This window comes from Pseudacidovorax intermedius (assembly GCF_003350475.1).
Lineage (GTDB): Bacteria > Pseudomonadota > Gammaproteobacteria > Burkholderiales > Burkholderiaceae_C > Xenophilus > Xenophilus intermedius.
The window spans coordinates 223,321-244,652 of record NZ_QQAV01000006.1; the positions used below are offsets into that span (position 1 = coordinate 223,321).

The window sequence follows — 21,332 nt, forward strand, 5'->3', positions numbered from 1 at the left end:
GCCCGCACCTTCTTCGAGGAACACCATGCTGCCCCACCTGCAATGCGACATCGTGCGCCAGTGCGCCGATGCCGTCGCCCAGCTCACCTGCGAGATGCAGGACGAGGCGGAGCTCTTCGCCAGCCCCAACACCCTGCAGCATGTGGAGACCCATCTGCTGACGGTGGCCCAGACCCTGGCACACCTGTCGCCGGTGCTGCAGGCGCGCCTGGCCTGGGTGGACTGGCGCGGCTGGCAGGCGCTGGGCGCGCTGCTCGAAGCGGATGCGCAGCCACGCAGCGAGGCCGTCTGGTACGCCGTGCGGTCGCTGCTGCCGACCACCGTGCATCTGATCGAGCAGCTGCGGCGCATCGAGCCTGTCTGGTTCGAAAACGCGTATTGACATGCACCCCCCATGCCGCTTCGCGGCTCCCCCCTCCCTGGCGCCTTCGGCTTGGAGGGGGGCGCACCCCCCGGCCTGGCAGAGCCAGTTCCGCGGGTGCACTGGCGTGGCCTGCTCCGCGGCCTTTCGAAACAGTGGCGTGCATCTGCCTCTGGCGGTGGACGGCGCGCGCCCCTGGCATAACTGAAAAGCTTTGGAACCTGCCATGAAACTGCGTCTCGGTGCCTTGTGCCTGTTCGAGAACCCTACCGCCGAGGACGGGCGGGCGCTGATCCGGCAGTTCGTGCTGGTGCGGGAGGCCGACCGGATGGGCTTCGACGAAATCTGGCTGGCGGAGTGCGCGGACGACCCGGCGCATCCGAGCACGGCGGTGGAGGCGCTGCTGGGCCATCTGGCGGGCGTGACGTCCAAGGCGCGCATCGGCGCCGTGGTGCAGCCCTCGCGGCACGAGGCCGAGGCGCTGGCGCAGAGCCTGGCGACGGCCTCGCTGCTCAGCCGGGGACGGTTGGCGCTGGCGGCCGATGCGCGCGGCACACGCAGGGAAGCGCTGGCGTCGCTGGCGGCGCTGCAGTCCAGGCTGTCAGGGCAGGGCGGCCCGCTGATTCCGGCGGCGCCGGGCGGGTCGGTGCCGGCCTGGGCCCTGGTCGACGGCATCGAGGCCGCCCGGCAGGCCGCCGCCCTCGGGCTGGGCCTGTGGCTGCCCGCCGAACTGGACGAGGAGGCGGTGCACGCACTGATCGCCGCCTTCCGCGAGGCGGGCGGCTTGGCCGACGCCGGCGTGCTGCTGGCGCGCTTTGCCTGCCCGGGTGCCACGCGCGAGGCAGCGCTGGCGCTGGCCCAGCCCTTTGCCCAATGGCGTGCCGGTGCCGACGGGGCCCCCGCGATGCTGGCGCGCAGCCTGATCGGCAGCCATGCCGAGGTGGCGCAGGCGCTGCGCCACCTCGGCGAGCGCTTCGGCCTGCTGGGCGTCATCGTGGTGCCGATGAGCGCCGGCTTCGACGATGCCAAGCACATCCTGGCCGACCTGGTCGACGAGGTCCGGCCGCTGCTGGACGATTGAGGGTTCGCTGACCATGACCCGGTCGCGCGCGTCCCCCGCGGTGGGGCAGCAGCTGATCCGCCTCGCGCTGGGTGCCGCCCAGAGCGCGGGGGCTGCGCCCGATGCCGCGGACCTCGCACTGATGGTGAGCGCCGTGCAGCGCGACGCCATCGAGCGGCTGACGCCGGAGCAGGCCGGCGCGGCATTGCAGCGCGCGCTGCTGTCGCCCTATCCGGCGGGCTTCTTCCTGGCACTGCGGGCCTGCGCCGGCCTCCGGCGTTTCCTGCCGGAGCTGGACGCGCTCTTCGGCGTGCCCCACCTGTCGGACGAGCCTCTGCCGGTGGACGTGGGCGAGCATCAGTTGCGCGCCCTGGCCATGGCCGCGCGGCGCCATGCGCCGCTGGCGGTGCGCTTTGCGGTGTTGGCGCACAAGTTCGGCATGGCGGGTACGCCACCCCATTGTTGGCCTAGCCACGTGGGCCACGAACTGCGCGGCCAGGCCCGGTTGCGGGACTTGGCCGGCCGCATGGCGCTGGCTGCCGAGGCACTGGACCTGGCGGAACTGGCCATTGCCGAGGCCGACCGGGTGCACCGCGCCAGCGACATGCGTGCCGGCCCCATCGCCGAGCTGCTGGCGCGGGTGGAGGCCGTGGAGCGGCCCGAGCGCTTCGAGCAGCTGCTGCAGGTGTGCATCTGCGATTTCGCCGCCTATGCCGGCCACGGCGAAGACGACTACGCCAAGGCACCGCGCATGCGGCGGGCGCTGGCGGCCTTCGCGCGGGCGGGCGCCGATCCGCAGGCGCGCGCCATGGCCGTGGCGCGCGCGCTGGGGGGATCGTCGGATTCGCGCTGAGCGGCGCCCGGCGGGCGGAAGGCCGCCTGCCTAGAACTTGATCTGCCCCGACAGTGCCACCGTGCGCGCGCTGCCCAGGTAGTTGGCATTGAGCCAGTAGCGCTTGTCCGCCACGTTGGCCACGTTCAGCCGCAGCGTCAGCGGCAGCCCGGCAGCGCGCAGGGCGTGGCGAAGTCCGAGGTCAAAGGTGGCGAAGCCCGGCAGGCGCTGCGTGTTGGCCGCATCCGCGTACTGCGGGCCGGTGTAGTAGGCCCCGCCCGTGAGCGTCAGGCCGGGAACGTCGTCGAGTTCATATTCGAGATAGAGCTTGGCGCTGCGCTCGGCCACGTTCATGGGCGTCTTGCCTTCCAGGGCGGGCGATTGACGGTTCTCCTTGACCTTCGCATCCAGCAGCGTCAGGCCGCCCACCACGGTGAGGCCGCGCATCGGCTTGCCCGTGGCGGTGAACTCCAGGCCCTGGTGCACCTGCCGGCCGTCCTGCACATAGATCACCGGGCCGCTGCCGCTCACGTCGTAGTACTGCAGGCCCTTGTCGATCTTGAAGAGCGCCGCCGTCCACAGCACGTCGTGCGCATCGGCCTTCAGGCCCAGCTCGACCTGCTTGCTCTGCAGGGGCGCCATCACTTCGCCGGCATTGCTCACCAGGCGACCGTTGTAGGTAGCCGCGGCCACGCCGCCCTGTTCCAGGCTGCGCATGGTGCTGCCGTAGAGCGAGAGCCAGGGCACGGGCTTGTAGATGAGCGCGGCCGTCGGCGTGACGCGGCTGTCGTCGTAGCGGCTGGTGCTCGCGCCGGTGGCGCCGTAGCCCGTGTCCAGGATGCCCGCCTGGTTCACGCCGACGAGGGCGGACCATTGGTCGCCCAAGCGGATGTCGTCGCCCAGCAGCACATTGCGGCGCAGCGTGCGCTGGGCCAGGTACTTGCTGCCGGTGGGCACGAGGCCCGGGTCGGGCAGGTAGACGGGTTGGCCGAAGCTGACCGGCATGCTCGTGAGGGTGGTCCAGCCGCCCGCGGACGAGCGGTAGTTGGTGGCGGTGGTGCGGTCGGCCGACCAGCCGGCGGTCAGGGTGTGCTGCACCGGCCCGGTGGCGAAGAGCCAGTCCGCATAGGCATAGGCGCCCTGGTTGAGGTAGTCGGGGTACTCCCAGGCGCTGGTCTGCATCAGGTAGCGGCCGTCGCCGCCGGCGATGAAGGTGTTGTTGGCCACCACCAGGTCGGAGCGGCTGGTGCGGCGGGCTACGCCCGCGCGCAGCACCACCCTGTCGCCCAGCTGCCAGCGCAGGCGGCTGGCGACATGGTCCTGCGCGGTATCGGTCAGCGTGAAGGGCTGGCCGTAGAAGTTGCTGCGGGCGCGGTCGGCGGATGGATAGCCGGCGCCCGTGGCGGCGCTCCAGTAGGCCTCGCTGCCGCGCATGCGGTAGACGCTGCGCGAGGCGTCGAACTGCAGCTGCAGCCGGTCGCTCAGGTTCCAGTCGAGGGCGCCGCTGACCAGGCCGCGCCGGATCGACTGGTGGTCGGTGGCGGTGTCGCCGTCCTGACCGACGACGTTGAGCCGGTAGGCCAGCTTGCCGCCGTCGTCGATGCGGCCGCCGAAGTCGCCATGCAGGTAGGCGTTGCTGCCCTCGGTCACGCCCGCCGTCACGCTGCGCAGGGGTTCGTAGGTTGGCCGCTTGAGCACGTAGTTGAGCGTGCCGCCCACATTGCCCGCGCCCCAGAGGAAGCCGGAGAGGCCGGTGAGCACCTCCAGCCGCTCCTTGTCCTCCATGTCGACGCTGACCATGTTGGTGTTGGGCATGCCGTCGATGCGCTTGGTGGCGCCCAGGCTGAAGCCGCGCACCGTCACGCCGGTGAAGAAGCGCGACTGCGGCGTGGTGAGTTGCGTCACGGGATTGATGCGCAGCACGTCGTCGGGCTTGGTGGCCTGCAGGTTTTCCATCAATGCCTGGGGCACCACATTGACGGAGTAGGGCGTGTCCAGCAGGGGCCGTGAATCCAGCGGGCCGATCTGCGCGGCGGTGCGGGCCCGGTAGCCGCTGGCGGCCGAGCCCTCCTGCTGCAGGTCGGGCACCCGGTCGTCCTCGACCTGCACGGCGGGCAGCTGAGGGCCGGACGGGGCCTCGGCTTGCGCCCAGGCCGCCAGGGGGCCGGCGAGCGCCAGGGCCAGGGGCCAGGTGGCACGAGGTCTGGAAGGGGGGATGGCGCGAGCGCGCCGCGTGGGCAGATGGCGAGGGGGCAGCGAGGGCACAGCCGGACTCCGGGAGTAAGGAGGTGCGCGGCTGGCAGCGGCTGGCTGGCGCGGGATGCGGCCCCGGACGGGGCGCGCGGACGGCGCGGATTATAGGAACGGGTCGCGGTGGCCCAGCCGGTTGGCGCGAATGTCGCGATTGCTTCAAAACTGCCACGGCCTGCGGCTGCGACCCGCCGCCAAGCCGCTTCTGCGTGGGGTTTCGCACGCATCGGCGCTGGCACCGAATCTGCAATGAAGGTGTCACCCCGCCCAGTGCAAGGAGCCTTCCGATGTCCCCCTCGCTCAAAGCCAAGATCGCCCAGGTGTTCGACGAACCCGGTTGCGACAAGAACCAGGCCAAGGGCGCCAAGGAAAAGAAGAAAGGCTGCACCAAGCAGCTGTCGCCCGGTGCCGCCGCGGGCGGCTGCGCCTTCGACGGCGCCAAGATCGCGCTGCAGCCCATCGTGGACGTGGCGCATCTCGTGCACGGTCCCATCGCCTGCGAAGGCAACTCCTGGGACAACCGGCACAGCGCCAGCAGCGGCTCGCAGCTCTACCGCACCGGCTTCACCACCGACATCAACGAGCTGGACGTGATCTACGGCGGCGAGAAGCGCCTGTTCAAGAGCGTGCGCGAGATCATCGAGAAATACGACCCGCCTGCCGTCTTCGTCTACCAGACCTGCGTGACTGCTCTGATCGGCGACGACATCGAGGCCGTGTGCAAGCGCGCCAGCGAGAAGTTCGGCAAGCCGGTCATTCCGGTCAACTCGCCTGGCTTCGCCGGCCCCAAGAACCTGGGCAACAAGCTGGGCGGCGAATCGGTGCTCGACTACGTGATCGGCACGCGCGAGCCCGAGTACACGACGCCCTACGACATCAACATCATCGGCGAGTACAACCTGGTGGGCGAGCTGTGGCAGACCAAGCCGCTGCTCGATGCGTTGGGCGTGCGCGTGCTCTCGTGCATCTCGGGCGACGGCCGCTACAACGAGATCGCCAGCAGCCACCGCGCGAAGGTGAACATGATGGTGTGCTCCAAGTCGATGATCAACATCGCCACCCGCATGGAGCAGCGCTGGGGCATCCCGTACTTCGAAGGCTCGTTCTACGGCATCTCGGACATGAGCGAGACGCTGCGCAACATCGCGCGGCTGCTGGTGCGCCAGGGCGCGCCCGAGGACCTGATCGAGCGCACCGAGCGGCTGATCGAGGTCGAGGAAGCCCGCGCCTGGAAGCGCATCGCCGCCTACCGTGAGCGCCTGGCGGGCAAGCGGGCACTGCTGATCACCGGCGGCGTGAAGTCGTGGTCGGTGGTGTCGGCCCTGCAGGAGGCGGGGATCGAGGTGGTGGGCACCAGCATCAAGAAGTCGACCAAGGAAGACAAGGAGAAGATCAAGGAGATCATGGGCGACGACGCCCACATGATCGACGACATGACGCCGCGGCAGATGTACACCATGCTGCGCGATGCCAAGGCCGACATCATGCTGTCGGGCGGTCGTTCGCAGTTCGTGGCGCTCAAGGCCCGCATGCCCTGGCTGGACATCAACCAGGAGCGCTACTACCCCTATGGCGGCTACGAGGGCATGGTGGAGCTGGTGCACCAAGTGGACCGCGCGCTGTCCAACCCCGTGTGGCAGCAGGTGCGCATTCCGGCGCCCTGGGGCGACGACGGCGAGAGCCTGGGCGCCGTGACCGCGGGCACGCCGGTGCCGGCGCCTGCGCCCATCCCGCCGCAGGCGCCGCAGCCCGCCGCCCTGGCCGACTGCACGCCTCTGCCGGGCCTGGCCTTCCTGGCCGACGTGGCGCGCAGCGCCATGGGCCTGACCCTCGACGAAATGCCCGCCTGAGGAGCCGCGCCATGGCAGAAGTCGTCGAGTCGAAGAAAGCCTGCGCGGTCAATCCGCTCAAGATGAGCCAGCCGCTGGGGGCGAGCTTCGCCTTCATGGGACTGGATGCCTGCATGCCCGTGATGCACGGCTCGCAGGGCTGCACCTCCTTCGGGCTGGTGCTGCTGGTGCGGCACTTCAAGGAAGCCATCCCGCTGCAGACCACGGCGATGAACGAGGTGACCACCATCCTCGGCGGCTACGAGAACATCGAGGCCGCGCTGATGAACATCCACCAGCGCGCGGCGCCGCGCATCATCGCCATCTGCTCCACCGGCCTGACCGAGACCAAGGGCGACGACGTGGAGGGCTTCCTGGCCATCGTGCGCCAGCGCAAGCCCGAGTTGGCGGACACCGAGATCGTCTACGTCTCCACGCCCGACTACGTCGGCGCCTTCGAGGACGGCTACCGTCATGCCGTCACCGGTATCGTCCGGGCCATGGTCAAGCCGCTGCCGACGGTGGCCACGCAGATCACGCTGCTGCCGGGCAGCCATCTCTCGCCGGCGGACATCGACGAGCTGCGCGAAATCATCGAGGCCTTCGGCCTCACGGCCGTGGTGCTGCCCGACCTCTCTGGTTCGCTCGACGGCCACATCGCGCCCGACTGGCGCGGCACCACGCTGGGCGGCACGACGGTGGAAGAGATCCGCGCCGCGGGCGCCTCGGCCTTCACGCTGGCGGTGGGCGAGCAGACGCGCGATGCCGCCAAGGCGCTGCAGGACATCGCCGGCACGCCCTTCGAGGTCTACGAGCGACTCACGGGTCTGGCCTGCAACGACCGCCTGATGCAGCGGCTGTCGCAGATCAGCGGACGTCCCGTGCCGGCCAAGTACCGCCGCCAGCGCAGCCAGCTGCTGGACGCGATGCTCGACGGCCACTTCTATACCGGCGGCACCAAGGTGGCGATCGGCGCCGAGCCCGACCTGCTGCTCGCCGTGGGCAGTCTGCTGCACGAGATGGGCGCCGAGCTGAAGGTGTGCGTCAGCACCACGGCCTCGCCCGCCCATGCGCTGCTGCCGGCCGCGAAGGTGGTGATCGGCGACCTGGAGGACATGGAGCGTGCCGCGGCCGAGGCCGGCTGCGACCTGCTGGTCACGCATTCGCATGGCCGGCAGATGGCCGAGCGGCTGGGCAAGCCCTTCTTCCGGGTGGGCTTTCCGGTGTTCGACCGCATCGGCAACTCGCACCGCCGCTATGTGGGCTACCGCGGCACGATGAACCTGATCTTCGAGATCGCCAACCTGATGATCGAGCAGATCCCGCACCACCACGAAGGCGACTGGCCGCTCACGCCTGAGGCGCTGCGCGCAGCGCAGCCCGTGCCGCAGGCAGAGGCCGGCTGCGGCACGGGCTGCGGCTGCGGCGACCACGCGGCCGTGGCGGCCGCCAGCGCCTGAGCGACCTCTTTTCCACGGCACGGAGTTCCCATGAAGATCGCATTCGCCACCCAGGACAAGGTCCATGTCGACGCCCACTTCGGCTGGGCCAAGGCCATCGTCGTGTACGAGGTCACGCCCCAGGGCCACCGCTTCGTCGAAAGCTTCGACTTCGGCGGCAAGCTGGAGGAAGACGGCGACGAGGACAAGCTCGCCCCCAAGCTGGACGCCATCCGCGACTGCGCCATCCTGTATGTGGCGGCGATCGGCGGCTCGGGCGCGGCGCGGGTGGTGGCGCTGAAGATCCATCCGATCAAGGTGCCGCAGCCCGAACCCATCGCGCAGATCCTGGACAAGCTGCAGGACGTGCTCAAGGGCACGCCCCCACCCTGGCTGCGCAAGGCGCTGGCCAAGGACGGCGGTGGCCGTGCCTTCGATTTCGAGGACGAAGAGGAAGCCCACTCCCATGGCTGAAGAAGCAACCCTGGCCGCCGCCCCGGCGGCCGACGACGACGCGGCGCACCTGGCGTCGCCCTTCGTGCAGCAGCTCATCAAGCAACTGCGCGCCCAGGACACCCACGGCACCTGGGAGGGCAAGAGCGATCTGCAACTGCTCAAGCCCTACATCCTCACGCCCGAGGAGCGGCGTGCCATTCCGATCATGGGCGACCCCGACCCCGAGACGCTGTGGCACCTGGAGCTGTTCTACAACGCCATCGCGGTGGCCATCGAGCGCGAGACGAAGCAGATGGTTTCGCCCATGATGAAGATGAGCCACGAGGGCTTCGGCCGCATGGTGCTCATCGCCGGGCGGCTGGTGGTGGTCAACAAGCAGCTGCGCGACGTGCACCGCTTCGGCTTTCCGTCGCTGGCCAAGCTGTCGGAAGCCGGCGGCAAGTTCCTGGACGAGGCGGTGCAGATGATCCGCACCTACCCGGACGTCGCCAACTATGGAGCATGAAATAGACCCACCCCCGTTTCTTGCTCACTTCGTGTAGCCGAATCCCCCCTCAAGGGGGCGCGCCCGGTGGCCCTGCAAAGCCGGTTCCACGGGCGCCCGAGCACAGCGTTGGCTGTGCTTGACGTTTGCCACCGAGTACCCAGGAGCCGCCGAATGTCTGAAACAGCAGAAGAACTGAAAGCCCGCCTCAAGAAGCTCAACGCCCAGGCCGTGCAGGCCAAGATGGACCTGCATGACCTCTCGGAAGAGCTGCCCACCAACTGGGAGCGCATCCTGGAGGTGGCCCAGCGCTGCCACGAGGCCCATGCCGCGCTGATGGCGGCCCGGAAGGCCTCTGCCGCCGCAGCGGCCTGAAGACGCACGCCCCGCCAGCCCCGAGCCAGCCATGACCACTTTCAACGTCACCCTGCCCAGCGGCGCCACCTGGACGCCCACCTTCGTCGCCGAACTGGACGAAGGCAAGTGCATCGGCTGCGGCCGCTGCTTCAAGGTCTGCCCGCGCGGCGTGCTCGAGCTCGTCGGCCTGGACGACGAGGGCGAGCACATCGCCCTCTCCGGCGACGACGACGAGGACGACGAGTACGAGCGCAAGGTGATGACCATCGCCCACCAGGAGCTGTGCATCGGCTGCACGGCCTGCGCCAAGATCTGCCCCAAGAAGTGCTACACGCACGCCGCGGCGCAGGTGTGAGGGCCGCCCGGCAATGAATGCCCAGGCCCTGCATCCCCGCGCCCTGCTGCTGGCATGTGCCCCGCAGCGGGACGATCCGGCCAGCCTGGCGCTGGCCGGCGTCATCGGCGCGGCCTTCGCCGACCACGGCACGCAGTGGCTGCCCCTCACGGGTCTGGCGGCCGCGCCCACGCGCGCGCTGATGGAGCGCCGCTTTCCCGGCGCCGACGAGGCGTTGGGCCTGGACTGGCTGGCGCTCGACGGCGCCGAGCGCGCCGAGCCGCGGCAGGACGAGGTGGACGACATCGTGGCGCTGCTGCTCGACCACCTGTCGCCGACAGCGGGCCCGGCCGGGGACGGACGGGCCGTCGCCCATGCGCTGGCCTGTGCCAGCCTGGGCGACAACCACCTGTGGCAGGACCTGTTCCTGCCCTCGCGTCGCGAACTCTCGGCGCTGATCGGCGGCTGGTTCCCCGCGCTCGCGGCCCGCAACACGGGCGACATGAAGTGGAAGAAGTTCTTCTACAAGCAGTTGTGCGAGCGTGAAGAGATCTTCGTCTGCAAGTCGCCCAGCTGCGGGGTCTGCAGCGACCATGGCCTGTGCTTCGGGCCGGAGGACGGCCGGGCGCGGATCTGACGCGCCGGGCACGCGGCTTGCACAAGGACGGCTAACGCGATGTAGTTCGCTACATAACAAGTCGCCTGTCCTGACAAAACCGACGAAGCCGCCATGTCCGCCTTCCAATCCGCCCCACCCGTGTCCCGCGGCGCCCGCTGGGTGCCCTGCGACCGGGCCTGTTATCTCACGCTCCACTGGCCGGCCGGCGATTCGCCGGGGGCCGGGTCGGCCCTTGCCGAGGCACCGTGCCTGCCGTTGCTGCCCCAGCCCGCGCACCGGCTGCTGGCCCAGTGCAGCGAGGAGGGCCTGCGCCGGCTGGTGCATCTGCACATGCAGCGGCTGTGTCGCACGCCGCTCTTCGCCCGCGCGGGCCGGTGCGCCGGCTGCGTGGAGCAGCGCGTGGCCGACTTCGTGGTCGAGTCCTGCGGCGGGCCGCTCTTCTACAGCGGCCGGCACGCGCGGCTGCGCGCCGGCTCGGGCCTGCCGCTGCTGCTGGACGAGGAGGGCCGCGAGCTGTGGCTGGTGCAGCTCTGGCATGCCTTCGACGATGCCGGCTGGACGCCCGGGCTGCGGGCCGACTTCTGGCGCTGGGCCGAGCCCCTGTCGGTGCACCTGATGGCACCGCGCAGCCGCCATGCGGGCCTGACGCGCTATCCCTACGACACCGTGCGCAGCTGGTTCCTGGAGGCGGCGCCCGCCGCGGGAGGCGGGCGATGAGCGCGCTGTCGCCAAGCACGAACCCGGCTCCCGGCACAGGCATCGCCGCCGCGCCTGTGGGCTCGCGCTACGGCGTCTTCCTCAACGTGGAAGACCCCGACAGCGACCCGCGCGATGCACTGGCGCAGACCCTGCTCACGGGCGAGCTGGCCGAGGCACTGGGCTTTCATTCCGTCTGGGTGGCCGAGCATCACCACAGCCGCTTCGCCATCGGCAGCGCGCTCATGGTGCTGATGGCCCAGCTGGCGGCACGCACCCGTCGTATCCGCCTGGGCACGGGCGCCGCGCTGCTGCCGCTGAACGACCCGGTACGTGTGGCCGAGGATGTGGCCGCCCTCGACCTGCTCAGCGGCGGACGCATGGAATTCGGCGTGGCGCGCGGCGGGCCTTTCCCGGCGCAGTACCGGCATGCGGGCGTGGCCTCCGAGGCCGAGGCGCGCGAGCGCCTGCTGGAGGCCCTGGCCTTCATCCGCCGCCTGTGGCGCGAGGATGCGGTCGATTTCGATGGACGCCACTACCGCAGCCACGGCCTGTCGGTGCATCCGCGTCCGCTGCAGCAGCCCGTGCCCGTGTGGCTGGCCAGCCTGAGCCCCGAGGCGCTGCGCCTGGCGGCGCAGGAGGGCCATGGCCTGATGGCCACGCCCTCGGCCGACCTGGCCAAGGTGGCGGCGGCCATCGCGTCCGAGCGCAGCGCCCGACCGCGGAACTGGCGCTTCGCCATCGCCCGCTTCTTCCACTGCGAGCCGGACCATGGCCGGGCCGTCGCCCACGGGCTGGCCGCCGTTCGCGCCTACCCGCAACTCATGGGCGTGGAATTCGGGGCGCAGGGCAGGCCGCCGATGTTCCGGCCCGATGCCGACGACGACACCATCCTGGCCAATGCGGTGATCGGCGATCCGGCCCATTGCGCGGCCCGGCTGCGGCTGTTGCAAGCGCAACTGGGCCCGCACCTGCTGCTGCTCAAGCCGGCCGTGCACGCGCCGGCCGCGGCCCGCGAGGCCCTGTCGCTGTTCATGCAGTCCGTGGCGCCCGCGGTGTGACGGGCTTCACAACGCTGGCGCGTATATTGCACCCCGGTCGTTATGTACTGAACTACGTAGCAAATGTCGCAAAACCTCCCGCCCGCTCTGTCGGATCTGTCCCAAAGCCTCCAGGCCACCGACTGGCATCCCCTGCTGCTCTCGCTCAAGGTGGCGGGCGTGGCGACCGTGCTGGCGCTGGTCGTGGGCACGGCGCTGGGCTGGCTGTTCGCCCGTCGGCGCTTCGCCGGCAGCAGCCTGCTGGAGGCGGTCTGCATCCTGCCCCTGGTGCTGCCGCCCACGGTGATCGGCTACGCCATCCTCGTTCTGGCCGGACGGCGCAGCGTGGTCGGCGGCTGGCTGTACGAGTACTTCGGCTACACGATCGTCTTCAACTGGCACGGGGCCGTCGTCGCCTCGGCCGTGGTGGCCCTGCCGCTGGTGCTCAAGTCGGCCAGCGCCGCCTTCGGTGGCGTGGACCGCAGCCTGGAAGCCGCGGCCCGCACGCTGCGGCAGTCGGCCTGGAGCAGCTTCGTGCGGGTGACGCTGCCGCTGGCCTGGCCCGGCATCCTGGCCGGCACGCTGCTGGCCTTCGCCCGCGCGATGGGCGAATTCGGCGCCTCGCTGATGGTGGCGGGCTCCATTCCGGGCAAGACGCAGACCCTGTCGATGGCCATCTACGACGCCGTGCAGGCCGGCGAGGACCGCACGGCGCTGCTGCTGGTGCTGGTCACCTCGGTGCTGTCGGTGGCGCTGCTGGTGGTGTCCAACCGCTTCCTGTCGCTGCGTTGAGCTGAGCTGCCCATCGGCCACGTCCCCCCATCGCATCGTCTTTGTCGCATCTGTCGCATCTGTCGCATCTGTCGAGAAGGAGTCCCACCATGTCCCGTCCCCCGTCCCTGGCCCGCTTCACCCGTCGCGATCTGGCTGTGCTGGCCCTTGCCGCGTTGCCGGCGCTGGCCGCGGCCCAGCAGCTCACCGTATCGGCTGCGGCGAGCCTGACCAATGCGTTCAAGGAGCTGGCGCCCAGGTTCGAGGCCACGCATCCGGGCGTCAAACTGGTCTTCAACTTCGCCGCCTCCGGCACGCTGATCCAGCAGGTTGCCCAGGGCGCGCCGGTGGATGTGTTCGCCAGCGCCGACCAGGCGACGGTGACGCAGGGCATCGAAAAGAAGCTCTTCGACGCCGACAGCAAGCGCGACTTCGCCCTCAACACCGTGGTGGCCGTGGTGCCCGCGCAGGGCGGCCCGGCGCTGGCCTCGGTCAAGGACCTGGCCGGCGCCGCCGTCAAGCGCATCGCCATCGGCAAGACCGCCACTGTGCCGGTGGGCCGCTACACCAAGGAATCGCTCGACGCGGCCGGCCTGTGGAGCACGCTGGAGCCCAGGTTCGTCTACGCCGACAGCGTGCGCCAGGTGCTCGACTATGTGGCGCGCGGCGAGGTCGATGCCGGCTTCGTCTACCGCACCGATGCCGCGATCGGCGGCGACAAGGTGAAGATCGCCTTCACCGCCACCGGCCACACGCCGGTGAGCTATCCGGTCGTCGTGGTCAGCGAGAGCCGCCAGAAGCCGCTGGCGAAGGAGTTCATCCAGTTCCTCGCCACGCCGCCGGCGATGGAGGTGCTGAACAAGTACGGCTTCGGCCAGCCGTCCTGATGGCGCTGATCGACGTCGACCTGCAGCTGGCCGTGAGCGATGGCCAGCGCCGCTTCGCGCTGCACACGCGCTTTCGCAGCCAGGCGCGCATGGTCGCGCTCTACGGCCCCTCGGGCGCGGGCAAGTCGCTCACGCTGCAGGCGGTGGCCGGCCTGCTGCGGCCCGAGCGTGGCCATGTGCGCATCGGCGGGCGCACGCTCTTCGATGCCGAGGCGGGCATCGACCTGCCGACGCAGCAGCGCCGCGTGGGCTACCTGTTCCAGCACTACGCGCTGTTTCCGCATCTGAGCGTGCGCCAGAACATCGCCTTCGGCCTGACCACCTGGCGCCGCCGCCGTCTGGACGCGCGGGCGGCGCAGCGCGTGGACGAGCTGCTGGTCAGCTTCGGCCTGGAGGCCATGGCCGATGCACGCCCATCGGCGTTGTCCGGCGGCCAGCAGCAGCGCGTCGCCCTGGCGCGTGCCCTGGCCTGCGAGCCGCAGGTGCTGCTGCTCGACGAGCCTTTCGCCGCCCTCAACCCCATGCTGCGCCACGACCTCCGGCAGGAACTGGCCGCCGTCTGCGCCCGCTGGCAACTGCCCGTGCTGATGATCACGCACGACGTCGACGACGTGCTGGCGCTGGCGGAGGAAGCGGTGCTCATCGAGCAGGGCCGCGCCGTGCGGCAGGTGGACGTGGCGCGGGGCACCGGCGTCGAGCTGGAATTGCTCGGCGCCCCTGCGCGCGCCGCCGAGCCGCCGCAGGCCGCGGCGGTGCGCCGCCTGCTGGGAGCCGCCCATGGCTGACGCCACGCTGCTGCATGGCGAGCTGCGCCTGGCCGGGCGGCTGGACGCGCGCTTCTTCGCCCTGCTCGAAGCCATCGACAGCACCGGCTCCATCAACCGCGCGGCGCGCACCGCGGGCTACAGCTACAAGGGCGCGTGGCTGTTGCTGGAGACGGCCTCCAACCTTGCCAACGAGCCGCTGATGTCGCGTGCCACCGGCGGCAAGGGCGGCGGCGGCACGCAGCTCACGCCGGCAGCCCATGCGCTGCTGGCCGCCTGGCGCGGGTTGCAGGGTGCCCACGCCGACTTCCTGCGCGCGCAGGAAGCCCTTCTTGTCCAACAGCCGGCCCTGGCCGGCCTTCTCCGGAGAATTGCCATGAAGACCACCGCCCGCAACCAGTTCGCCGGCACCGTCAGCGCCGTCGAGTCCGGCCCGGTGACCACGCAGCTCACCATTGCCCTGGCGGGCGGCCAAGAGATTGTCGCCACCATGACCAGCGCCGCCGCCACGCGGCTGCAGGCCGCCGTGGGCAAGGAGGCCATCGCCCTCGTCAAGTCGTCGGCCGTGGTGCTGGTGACCGACTTCGCCGGCTACCAGCTCTCGGCACGCAACCAGTTCGCCGGCACCGTCTCGCGCGTGGAGCGCGGCGCCGTCTCCTCGCTCGTGGGCTTGACGCTGCCCGGCGGCGCGGTGATCACGGCCAGCGTCACCAACGACGCCATCGATGCCCTCGGCATTGGGGTGGGCCACGCCGCCACGGCCGTGGTCAAGGCGTATTCGGTGATGGTGGCGATGCGTGCGTAGGCAGCCCGGACCAGAGAGAGCGCCAGCGTTGCGCTAGTCGTTGAACGGAATCGCCGGATTCGCAACCCCTGGCGTTCCCGGCAGGGTCAGGGCGGCACAGTTGCCTGCAGGCGTCTGCCCGGCCATGACCTGCCGCACGAAACGCAGCTCGTCGTCGAAGGCCGCGTTGACGATGCCGTTGTGCGAGACGCCGGCATAGGTCTGCCAGGTCAGCGGATTGCCAGCGGCACACAGCGCCGCCGCAGCGGCGTACTGGCGCCTCGGCGGCACCGTGCGGTCGGCCAGACCCGTGCCCAGGAACACGGGCGCCGGCATGCGCGTCATGCTCATCTCGGTGCTCTTGAGCAGCAGAGCCTCCAGCGCGGCGGGATCGCGGGCGAACGAATTGCCGGCGTTCAGGCCGTTGCGCTGCTCGTAACCCCGCATATCGTCCACGCAGGTCTCGCGCGCCATCTTGAGCATGGGCAGCGCGCCTTCCGTCACCAACGATTCGGCACTGGGCCCTCCATCGGGAATCGCGCCGCCGACCAGCCGCAGCATGGCAAAGCGCACCGGCCCCTTGGGATTCGGTGCCGACTCCGGCGCCTGGTAGGGGCCCTGTGGGAACACCGGGACCACGCCGGTGGCGATGGTGGCGCGCAGCTTCAGTTCCGGCGCGTACTCGGGGGCGATACGGCTGGCGCCGATGGACGAGGCCGAACCCTGGGACTGGCCCGTGATGACCACCTCGTTGGCGATGCGGCCGGGATAGGCCGACAGCGCGGCGCGTGCGCTGTCCAGGATCGACCGGCCTTCGGCCTCCCAGAACAGGTAGGGATGCGGGCCGGGGCCGCCCAGGCCCTGGTAGTCGGTGGCGACGACGGCGAAGCCCTGTTGCAGCCAGCGGTTGAGGTAGGTGGCGTCGCGCGGCCGGTGGCCCGTCCACGACGGCGCGCAGCTGTCCGCCACGCCCAGCGTGCCGTGTCCCCAGGCCACCAGCGGCCAGCCACCGGCGGGCGGCGTGCCCTGTGGCAGGTAGAGCGTGCCCGAGACGGGGATCACGCCCGAACGCCAGCGTGCATCGGTCGAGCTGTAGAGGATGCGCTGCTGCAGGCCGGCCGCGGTGAGTTCGGGCTGGGTGGGCTGCGGCTCCATGCGCAGCATGACGCCCGGCCTGGCCGGCAGGTCGCCGGTCCAGGCATAGAAGGGCGAGAGGGTCTGGTCGCCCGCGACGGGGCCGGTCGGCAGGCGGCTGCCGGTCGAAGAAGGCACGGCACAGCCGGCCAGCATGGCCGCGCAGGCCAGGGCAAGAAAACGCATGGGATGTCTCCGGAACTGCCGGCGTCATGGCCGGCTGGGTTGGAAGCATCGATCTTCGCGGCAGCCTCCGATGGCGACCCATTAAAAATCGCCGCCACCCATCAGCGTTCGCGATGGCTCGGGCCCGGGCCTGCGCCGCACGGGACGGCAGGCGCGGGGCGCGTGGGCCCGGCCGGGCCGGTGCTCAGTCCGGCTTGGTGGCCTCGGCCGCCTTGGCGTGTGCGGCCTTGGCCTGCAGCCGGTACTGCGCGATCTCCGACAGCCGCAGCCCCTCGGGCAGCGCCGGCCGGTACTTGCCATTGCCCACGCGCTGGGCGTGGTAGATGCCGGTGTGGCCGGAACTGAGGTAGCTGGCCAAGCAGCCGATGGCCGCCAGCGGGCCGATGGCCGGCCCGAAGAGTTCCACCGCCATCACGATCGTCGCCACCGGCGTGTTGGCCGCGCCCGCGAACACCGCCACGAAGCCGATGCCCGCCAGCATCGACACCGGCATGTGAAGGAGCGGCGCCAGCGCATTGCCCAGCGTGGCGCCGATGTAGAACAGCGGCGTCACCTCGCCGCCCTTGAAGCCGGTGCCCAGCGAGACGATGGTGAAGGCCATCTTGCCCAGGAAGTCCCACGGTGGCAGCGGTCCCTCGAAGGCCGCCACGATGGTCGGAATGCCCAGTCCGATGTAGCGGTGGGCGTCCAGCGCCCAGACCGCCACCGCGACCACCACCCCACCCGCGAAGGGACGCAGTGGGGGATAGGCGATCCAGCGCCGCACCCAGCCGCCCAGGCGGTGCGTGGCCACGGCGAACACCCGGCCGGTGAGCCCGAAGGCGATGCCCGCCAGCGTGACCGCCAGCACGCTCCACAGCGTCACGGGGGCCACGCTGCTCACCACGTAGTGCGTGTGGTGCACGCCCCAGGCCAGCCCCACCTGGTCGGCCACGATGGCCGCCACGGTGCACGGAAAGAGCGCGTCGTAGCGCATGCTGCCGATGGCCAGCACCTCCAGGCCGAAGAGGGCGCCCGCCAGCGGCGTGCCGAACACCGACGAGAAGCCGGCCGCGATGCCCGCCATCAGCAGGATGCGCCGGTCCTCGTTGTCCAGCCGGAACAGGCGCGTCAGCTGGTCGGCCAGCGCACCGCCCATCTGCACCGCGGTGCCTTCGCGCCCCACCGAGGCGCCGAACAGGTGCGACACCACCGTGCCGCCCAGCACCAGCGGCGCCATGCGCAGTGGCACGGTCTTCTGAGGATCGTGGATCTCGTCGATGATGAGGTTGTTGCCGGCCTCCACCTGCTTGCCCAGGCGCCAGTAGATCCAGCCCACGGCCGCGCCGGCCAAGGGCAACAGCCAGATGATGGCCGGATGCGTCTCTCGCCATCGCGTGGCGGCGTCCAGTGCGAAGAGGAAGAAGGCGGAGGCCGAGCCGGCCAGCGCGGCCACCAGGCTGGCCAGGGGCAGCCACTTGGCCACCGAGCGCAGCACGGCAAGCTGCTCGAAGCGGGAATGTCGGGTCATGTCGTCGATGCGAAGGGAAGGGACCTGACCCAGCCGTGCGGTGCGGACGCGAGCGCCTACAGCTTCCCGACGAGGTCAGGGGCATGTAGGCATCATCAGCCGCGGCAGGCGCCACGGCGGTTCATGGAGGAATGCCATCTCCAGGGCCGTCGATCATAGCGTTGGGTCGCGCCCGTTGCGCCAATTGAAACAAAGCGTTAATAATTCCTTTGACTTCATTTGCTGGTGCGCCGCCCACCCCGGGTGCGCCGTGCGCCTCACGACCCTCCGCCACCATGTGCCTGTGTCCGTCCGCCCCCCACTGCGCCATCGCCAGCGGACCGGTGCGTCCGGCCGGGTGGCAGGCTCATGGGGGCGGCCGCACCGCATGACGAGCCGCTGGCAGCACTGGTGGCGCTCGTTGACCGGCCGCGCCGACACGCCCGGCGTGCCCGCGCCCGCGCCTCGCCGCCACATGGCGACCGCGCCTGCGCCTGCGCCGCTAGCACCCGAGTTCGAATGGCGCGAGGTGGAGGCCGGCCCCGACGCCGCACCCCAGGCCTACGCGCCGCCGCCCACAGGCGGCCTGCCCGAGCAGTTGGCCAGCTTCCAGCTCACCGCCGCCGACGCCCTGCTGGAGGAGCAGGCCCGCCGCGTGCGCACGGTGCTGCGCGAGATCCCGCCGCCTCCACGCGCGTTGCAGCAGCTGGTGTCGCCCGACTTCGTGTCGCGCGCTGGCGCCTCGGAGCTGGCGGCGCTGGTGATGGGCGAGCCGCTGGTGGCGGCCAAGGTCATGGCGGCCGTCAATTCGCCGCTCTACGGCGTGCGCCAGCCGGTGGGCAGCGTCAGCCAGGCCATCACCTTCCTGGGCCTGACCACGGTGCGCAACATCTGCCTGCGGCACATGCTGGGCATCTCCTTCAACAGCGGCTCGCCCTTTGGCCGCCGGGTGCTGGACACGCTGGACGCCTCGGGCGGGTTGGCGGGCGCGCTGTGCCTGCGCCTTGCGCCGCGCCTGCAGCTGGAGGACCCCGGTGCGCTGGCCACCGGCGTGGTGATCTCCTTCGTGGGCCACCTGGCCGCCACCACCTTCCAGCATGCGAGCCGCGCGCCCGACGATGCCGTGGCGCCCGGCGCGCTGCTGCCGCGGCTGCGCCTGCAGCAGGCCCATTGGGGTGTGTCGGCCAGTGCGCTCGGGCAACTGCTGATGCGCGAATGGAAGCTGCCCGCCCATCTGGCGGCGGACGCCTGGGCGCTCGAATCCGTGCTGGTCACGCCGCTGGAGGCGGTGCCGCCGGCGCGCGCACCCGCCCTGGCCCTCGGCTACCTCTGCGCCCGCATCGGCGAGCGACTGGCCTGTGGGCAGTTCCTCGGACCGCAGGAACTGGATGCCGTGTTCGACAGCGACCCGGACTTCCACCATGTGCGCAGTTACCTGGGCCTGCCGGCCCTGGCGCCGCTGCCGGCATTGCTGCGGGAGGAGCGGACCCTGGAGGGCCTGCGCGTCTGACGCGCCGACGCCCGCTGCTCAGCCGAAGACGCGCAAGGCGTGCAGCCCGAGGCCGCGGGCCACGCTCGATTCCCGGTCGCCGTGCACCACGCGTGCCCCGGGCACCACCTGGGCGATCCGCTCGGTGAGGGCGCGCAGGCCGGTGGAGCCGCCGGTGAAGTAGAGCGTGCGTACGTCCTGCGCCGTCACGCCGGCCCGGGCCAGTGTCTCGACGGCGGCATCGGCGATGCGCTGCAGGTCGGCGTCCAGCGCGTCGAGGGCGGTGGTGGCGTCCAGCGGGGTGGCCAGGCCGGGCTCGATCAGGTCCAGCCCCAGCGTGGTGGCGCCGCCTTCGGCCACGGCGATCTTGGCGGCTTCGGCGCGCGCCAGCAGCGCGTGGCCCAGGCGGGCCTGCACCACATGCATCAGGCGGGCATGCAGCCGCGCGTCGGCGTAGAAGCTGCGCATGCGCTGCAGCTCCAGCACGCGGTTGGTGGCGTACACACCGTTGATCAGGTGCCAGGTCGCGAGGTCGAAGTACACCGCGTTGGGCACCTCGCGCGGGCGCTCGCCCGGCCGGGCCGGGCCCAGGGAACGGTAGCCGCACAGGGGCAGGATGGCGGCCAGGTCCAGCCGGCGGTCGAAGTCGGTGCCGGCGACGTGCACGCCGTGGTTGGCCAGGATGTCGTCCTTGCGGTCCAGGCGTTCGCGCCGCTGCGGCCCGACCCGCACCAGCGAGAAGTCGGAGGTGCCGCCGCCGATGTCGGCCACCAGCACCAGCTCTTCCTGCGTGACGGACTGTTCATGGTCCAGGGCGGCGGCGATGGGCTCGAACTGGAAGTGCACCTCGGCAAAGCCCACCTCGCGCGCCGCGGCTTCGAGCGAGGCCTGGGCCTTGGCGTCGCGCGCATCGTCCTCGTCGACGAAGTGCACCGGCCGGCCGAGCACCACACGCGCGAGCGGCCCGCCGGCGGCCTGTTCGCCCAGACGGCGAAGGTGCCGCAGGTAGTCGCCGATCACGTCGAGGTAGCGCACCGAGCGGCCTTCGCCCACTTCGGTGGACTGCTCGGCCAGGCCCGAGCCAAGGATGCTCTTCATCGAGCGCATCAGCCGGCCCTCGCGGCCTTCCACATAGGCGGCCAGGGCGGCCCGGCCATGCAGTTGGCGCGGCGGCTCGTGGCCTTCCAGGTCTTCCACGTCGTAGAAGACGGTGGTCGGCATGGTGGGTCGCCCGTCCTCCACCATCACCAGCCGCGCGCTGCCGTCCGCCTGGGGCAGGGTGATGGCGGAGTTGGAGGTGCCGAAGTCGATGGCGCAGCAGGACGGGGCGGTCATGGCAGGGGCGGGCAAAGGGCGCGGATTCTAGGGGGTGCGCCTTTTGCTGCAGCGGGTCGATGGGCGGAGCAAGTGCTGGGCCTGGTGATCGGCCGCGGGGGCGATCAGCGGCTCGGTCAGGTGATCGGCCGCTGGTTCGGGTGATCGACTGGCGCGCCGCTAACCCGGCAGAGGACGCCGGCATGCGCGCTCCCGGTGCACGCTCGCGCTGACCGGCTTGCCTCACCAGATGGGTGCTCGCTCTCCACCGACGCGCCTTCTGCACTGCACGGCGCCGCGAATGGCACCTCCGCACGCACACCGGCGCCCTCCGCCTCGACGCTGCGCGCGAGCCCTCCCGGTTTGAAGCCTTGGTGCTTTCGGTCGCTTGGGTTGTTGGGGGCGCGGAGCCAATGCCGGCCAATCAACCCCAAGCCGTTCGGGCTGAGCTTGTCGAGGCCTCGTCCCTATGGGCAGCAGGCTGGCGGGTCGAGCATCGCCAGGCACATGCGCGGCGCGCCGCTCTGCCCTTCGACAAGCTCAGGGCGAACGGAGTGATGACCCGGGCGGCCGAACCCGGCCGTTCGGGCGCAGCGTCGAGGCGGAGGGTGCCGGTGTGCGTGCGGAGGTGCCATTCGCGGCGCCGTGCAGTGCAGAAGGCGCGTCGGTGGAGAGCGAGCACCCATCTGGTGAGGCAAGCCGGTCGGCGCGAGCGTGCACCGGGAGCGCGCATGCCGGTGCCCTCTGCCGGGTCACC

At 71.0% G+C, this 21,332-nt stretch carries 21 protein-coding genes and 1 riboswitch; of the genes, 17 read left to right on the forward strand and 4 right to left on the reverse strand.

Annotation, left to right across the window (positions count from 1 at the left end):
* Positions 1–25 precede the first annotated feature (25 nt).
* From DFR41_RS16625 to DFR41_RS16635, 3 genes are all read left to right on the forward strand, one after another.
* Entirely contained in the window at positions 26–382 is a 357-nt protein-coding gene (locus DFR41_RS16625; protein WP_114803528.1) for a hypothetical protein, read from the forward strand.
* Between the two features lie 205 nt (positions 383–587).
* A complete protein-coding gene (locus tag DFR41_RS16630; RefSeq protein ID WP_114803529.1) occupies positions 588–1,442 on the forward strand; it encodes an LLM class flavin-dependent oxidoreductase in 855 nt (284 codons plus the stop codon).
* A gap of 13 nt (positions 1,443–1,455) precedes the next feature.
* Positions 1,456–2,274 (forward strand): tRNA nucleotidyltransferase, encoded by an 819-nt coding sequence (locus tag DFR41_RS16635; protein WP_114803530.1) that lies wholly within the window; start codon positions 1,456–1,458, stop codon positions 2,272–2,274.
* A 30-nt stretch (positions 2,275–2,304) separates the two neighbouring features.
* Here the strand turns inward: DFR41_RS16635 and DFR41_RS16640 are convergent, their stop codons facing one another.
* Positions 2,305–4,518, reverse strand: a complete 2,214-nt coding sequence (locus DFR41_RS16640; protein ID WP_114803531.1) for a TonB-dependent receptor — start codon at positions 4,516–4,518, stop codon at positions 2,305–2,307.
* Positions 4,519–4,790: 272 nt separating this feature from the next.
* On the opposite strand from DFR41_RS16640, the gene nifE reads away from it, so the two are divergent.
* From nifE to DFR41_RS16705, 13 genes are all read left to right on the forward strand, one after another.
* Positions 4,791–6,353, forward strand: coding sequence for a nitrogenase iron-molybdenum cofactor biosynthesis protein NifE (nifE, locus tag DFR41_RS16645; RefSeq protein WP_114803532.1), 1,563 nt, complete (start codon positions 4,791–4,793; stop codon positions 6,351–6,353).
* A gap of 11 nt (positions 6,354–6,364) precedes the next feature.
* A complete protein-coding gene (gene nifN / locus DFR41_RS16650; protein ID WP_114803533.1) occupies positions 6,365–7,792 on the forward strand; it encodes a nitrogenase iron-molybdenum cofactor biosynthesis protein NifN in 1,428 nt (475 codons plus the stop codon).
* A gap of 30 nt (positions 7,793–7,822) precedes the next feature.
* On the forward strand, positions 7,823–8,245 hold the full coding sequence (gene nifX / locus DFR41_RS16655; protein ID WP_114803534.1) for a nitrogen fixation protein NifX: 423 nt from the start codon (positions 7,823–7,825) through the stop codon (positions 8,243–8,245).
* On the forward strand, positions 8,238–8,732 hold the full coding sequence (locus DFR41_RS16660) for a NifX-associated nitrogen fixation protein (protein WP_114803535.1): 495 nt from the start codon (positions 8,238–8,240) through the stop codon (positions 8,730–8,732). The genes nifX and DFR41_RS16660 overlap by 8 nt, the downstream gene beginning before the upstream one ends.
* A gap of 153 nt (positions 8,733–8,885) precedes the next feature.
* Positions 8,886–9,086, forward strand: a complete 201-nt coding sequence (locus DFR41_RS16665) for a CCE_0567 family metalloprotein (protein ID WP_017758743.1) — start codon at positions 8,886–8,888, stop codon at positions 9,084–9,086.
* A gap of 31 nt (positions 9,087–9,117) precedes the next feature.
* Positions 9,118–9,423 carry a ferredoxin III, nif-specific gene (fdxB, locus tag DFR41_RS16670; protein WP_017758742.1) on the forward strand — a complete coding sequence of 102 codons (306 nt, stop codon included), beginning with the start codon at positions 9,118–9,120 and terminating at the stop codon, positions 9,421–9,423.
* 28 nt (positions 9,424–9,451) lie between these two features.
* Positions 9,452–10,039: a nitrogen fixation protein NifQ gene (locus DFR41_RS16675; protein ID WP_425326707.1), complete on the forward strand. Its 588-nt coding sequence runs from the start codon at positions 9,452–9,454 to the stop codon at positions 10,037–10,039.
* 93 nt (positions 10,040–10,132) lie between these two features.
* On the forward strand, positions 10,133–10,738 hold the full coding sequence (locus tag DFR41_RS16680) for a globin family protein (RefSeq protein ID WP_114803537.1): 606 nt from the start codon (positions 10,133–10,135) through the stop codon (positions 10,736–10,738).
* Positions 10,735–11,778, forward strand: a complete 1,044-nt coding sequence (locus tag DFR41_RS16685) for an LLM class flavin-dependent oxidoreductase (RefSeq protein ID WP_114803538.1) — start codon at positions 10,735–10,737, stop codon at positions 11,776–11,778. Before DFR41_RS16680 ends, DFR41_RS16685 begins: the two co-directional genes overlap by 4 nt.
* 63 nt (positions 11,779–11,841) lie before the next feature.
* The gene (gene modB, locus DFR41_RS16690; RefSeq protein ID WP_114803539.1) at positions 11,842–12,549 is read left to right on the forward strand and encodes a molybdate ABC transporter permease subunit; all 708 of its coding nucleotides are present in this window, start codon (positions 11,842–11,844) and stop codon (positions 12,547–12,549) included.
* An 89-nt stretch (positions 12,550–12,638) separates the two neighbouring features.
* On the forward strand, positions 12,639–13,415 hold the full coding sequence (gene modA / locus DFR41_RS16695) for a molybdate ABC transporter substrate-binding protein (protein WP_114803540.1): 777 nt from the start codon (positions 12,639–12,641) through the stop codon (positions 13,413–13,415).
* Positions 13,415–14,200 (forward strand): sulfate/molybdate ABC transporter ATP-binding protein, encoded by a 786-nt coding sequence (locus DFR41_RS16700; RefSeq protein ID WP_211322610.1) that lies wholly within the window; start codon positions 13,415–13,417, stop codon positions 14,198–14,200. Before modA ends, DFR41_RS16700 begins: the two co-directional genes overlap by 1 nt.
* Positions 14,193–14,984 (forward strand): TOBE domain-containing protein, encoded by a 792-nt coding sequence (locus DFR41_RS16705; RefSeq protein ID WP_114803541.1) that lies wholly within the window; start codon positions 14,193–14,195, stop codon positions 14,982–14,984. Before DFR41_RS16700 ends, DFR41_RS16705 begins: the two co-directional genes overlap by 8 nt.
* Positions 14,985–15,017: 33 nt before the next feature.
* Here the strand turns inward: DFR41_RS16705 and DFR41_RS16710 are convergent, their stop codons facing one another.
* Together DFR41_RS16710 and DFR41_RS16715 are read right to left on the reverse strand one after the other, a co-directional pair.
* Positions 15,018–16,283, reverse strand: a complete 1,266-nt coding sequence (locus DFR41_RS16710) for a lipase family protein (RefSeq protein WP_017760578.1) — start codon at positions 16,281–16,283, stop codon at positions 15,018–15,020.
* Between the two features lie 184 nt (positions 16,284–16,467).
* The gene (locus DFR41_RS16715) at positions 16,468–17,793 is read right to left on the reverse strand and encodes a voltage-gated chloride channel family protein (RefSeq protein WP_114803542.1); all 1,326 of its coding nucleotides are present in this window, start codon (positions 17,791–17,793) and stop codon (positions 16,468–16,470) included.
* 79 nt (positions 17,794–17,872) lie between these two features.
* A riboswitch (Fluoride riboswitch) is annotated at positions 17,873–17,944 on the reverse strand.
* A gap of 216 nt (positions 17,945–18,160) precedes the next feature.
* Here DFR41_RS16715 and DFR41_RS16720 point away from each other — a divergent pair.
* On the forward strand, positions 18,161–19,282 hold the full coding sequence (locus tag DFR41_RS16720; protein WP_114803543.1) for an HDOD domain-containing protein: 1,122 nt from the start codon (positions 18,161–18,163) through the stop codon (positions 19,280–19,282).
* 18 nt (positions 19,283–19,300) lie between these two features.
* On the opposite strand, the gene DFR41_RS16725 is transcribed toward DFR41_RS16720, so the two are convergent.
* Entirely contained in the window at positions 19,301–20,596 is a 1,296-nt protein-coding gene (locus tag DFR41_RS16725) for an Hsp70 family protein (protein WP_114803544.1), read from the reverse strand.
* Positions 20,597–21,332: the final 736 nt, after the last annotated feature.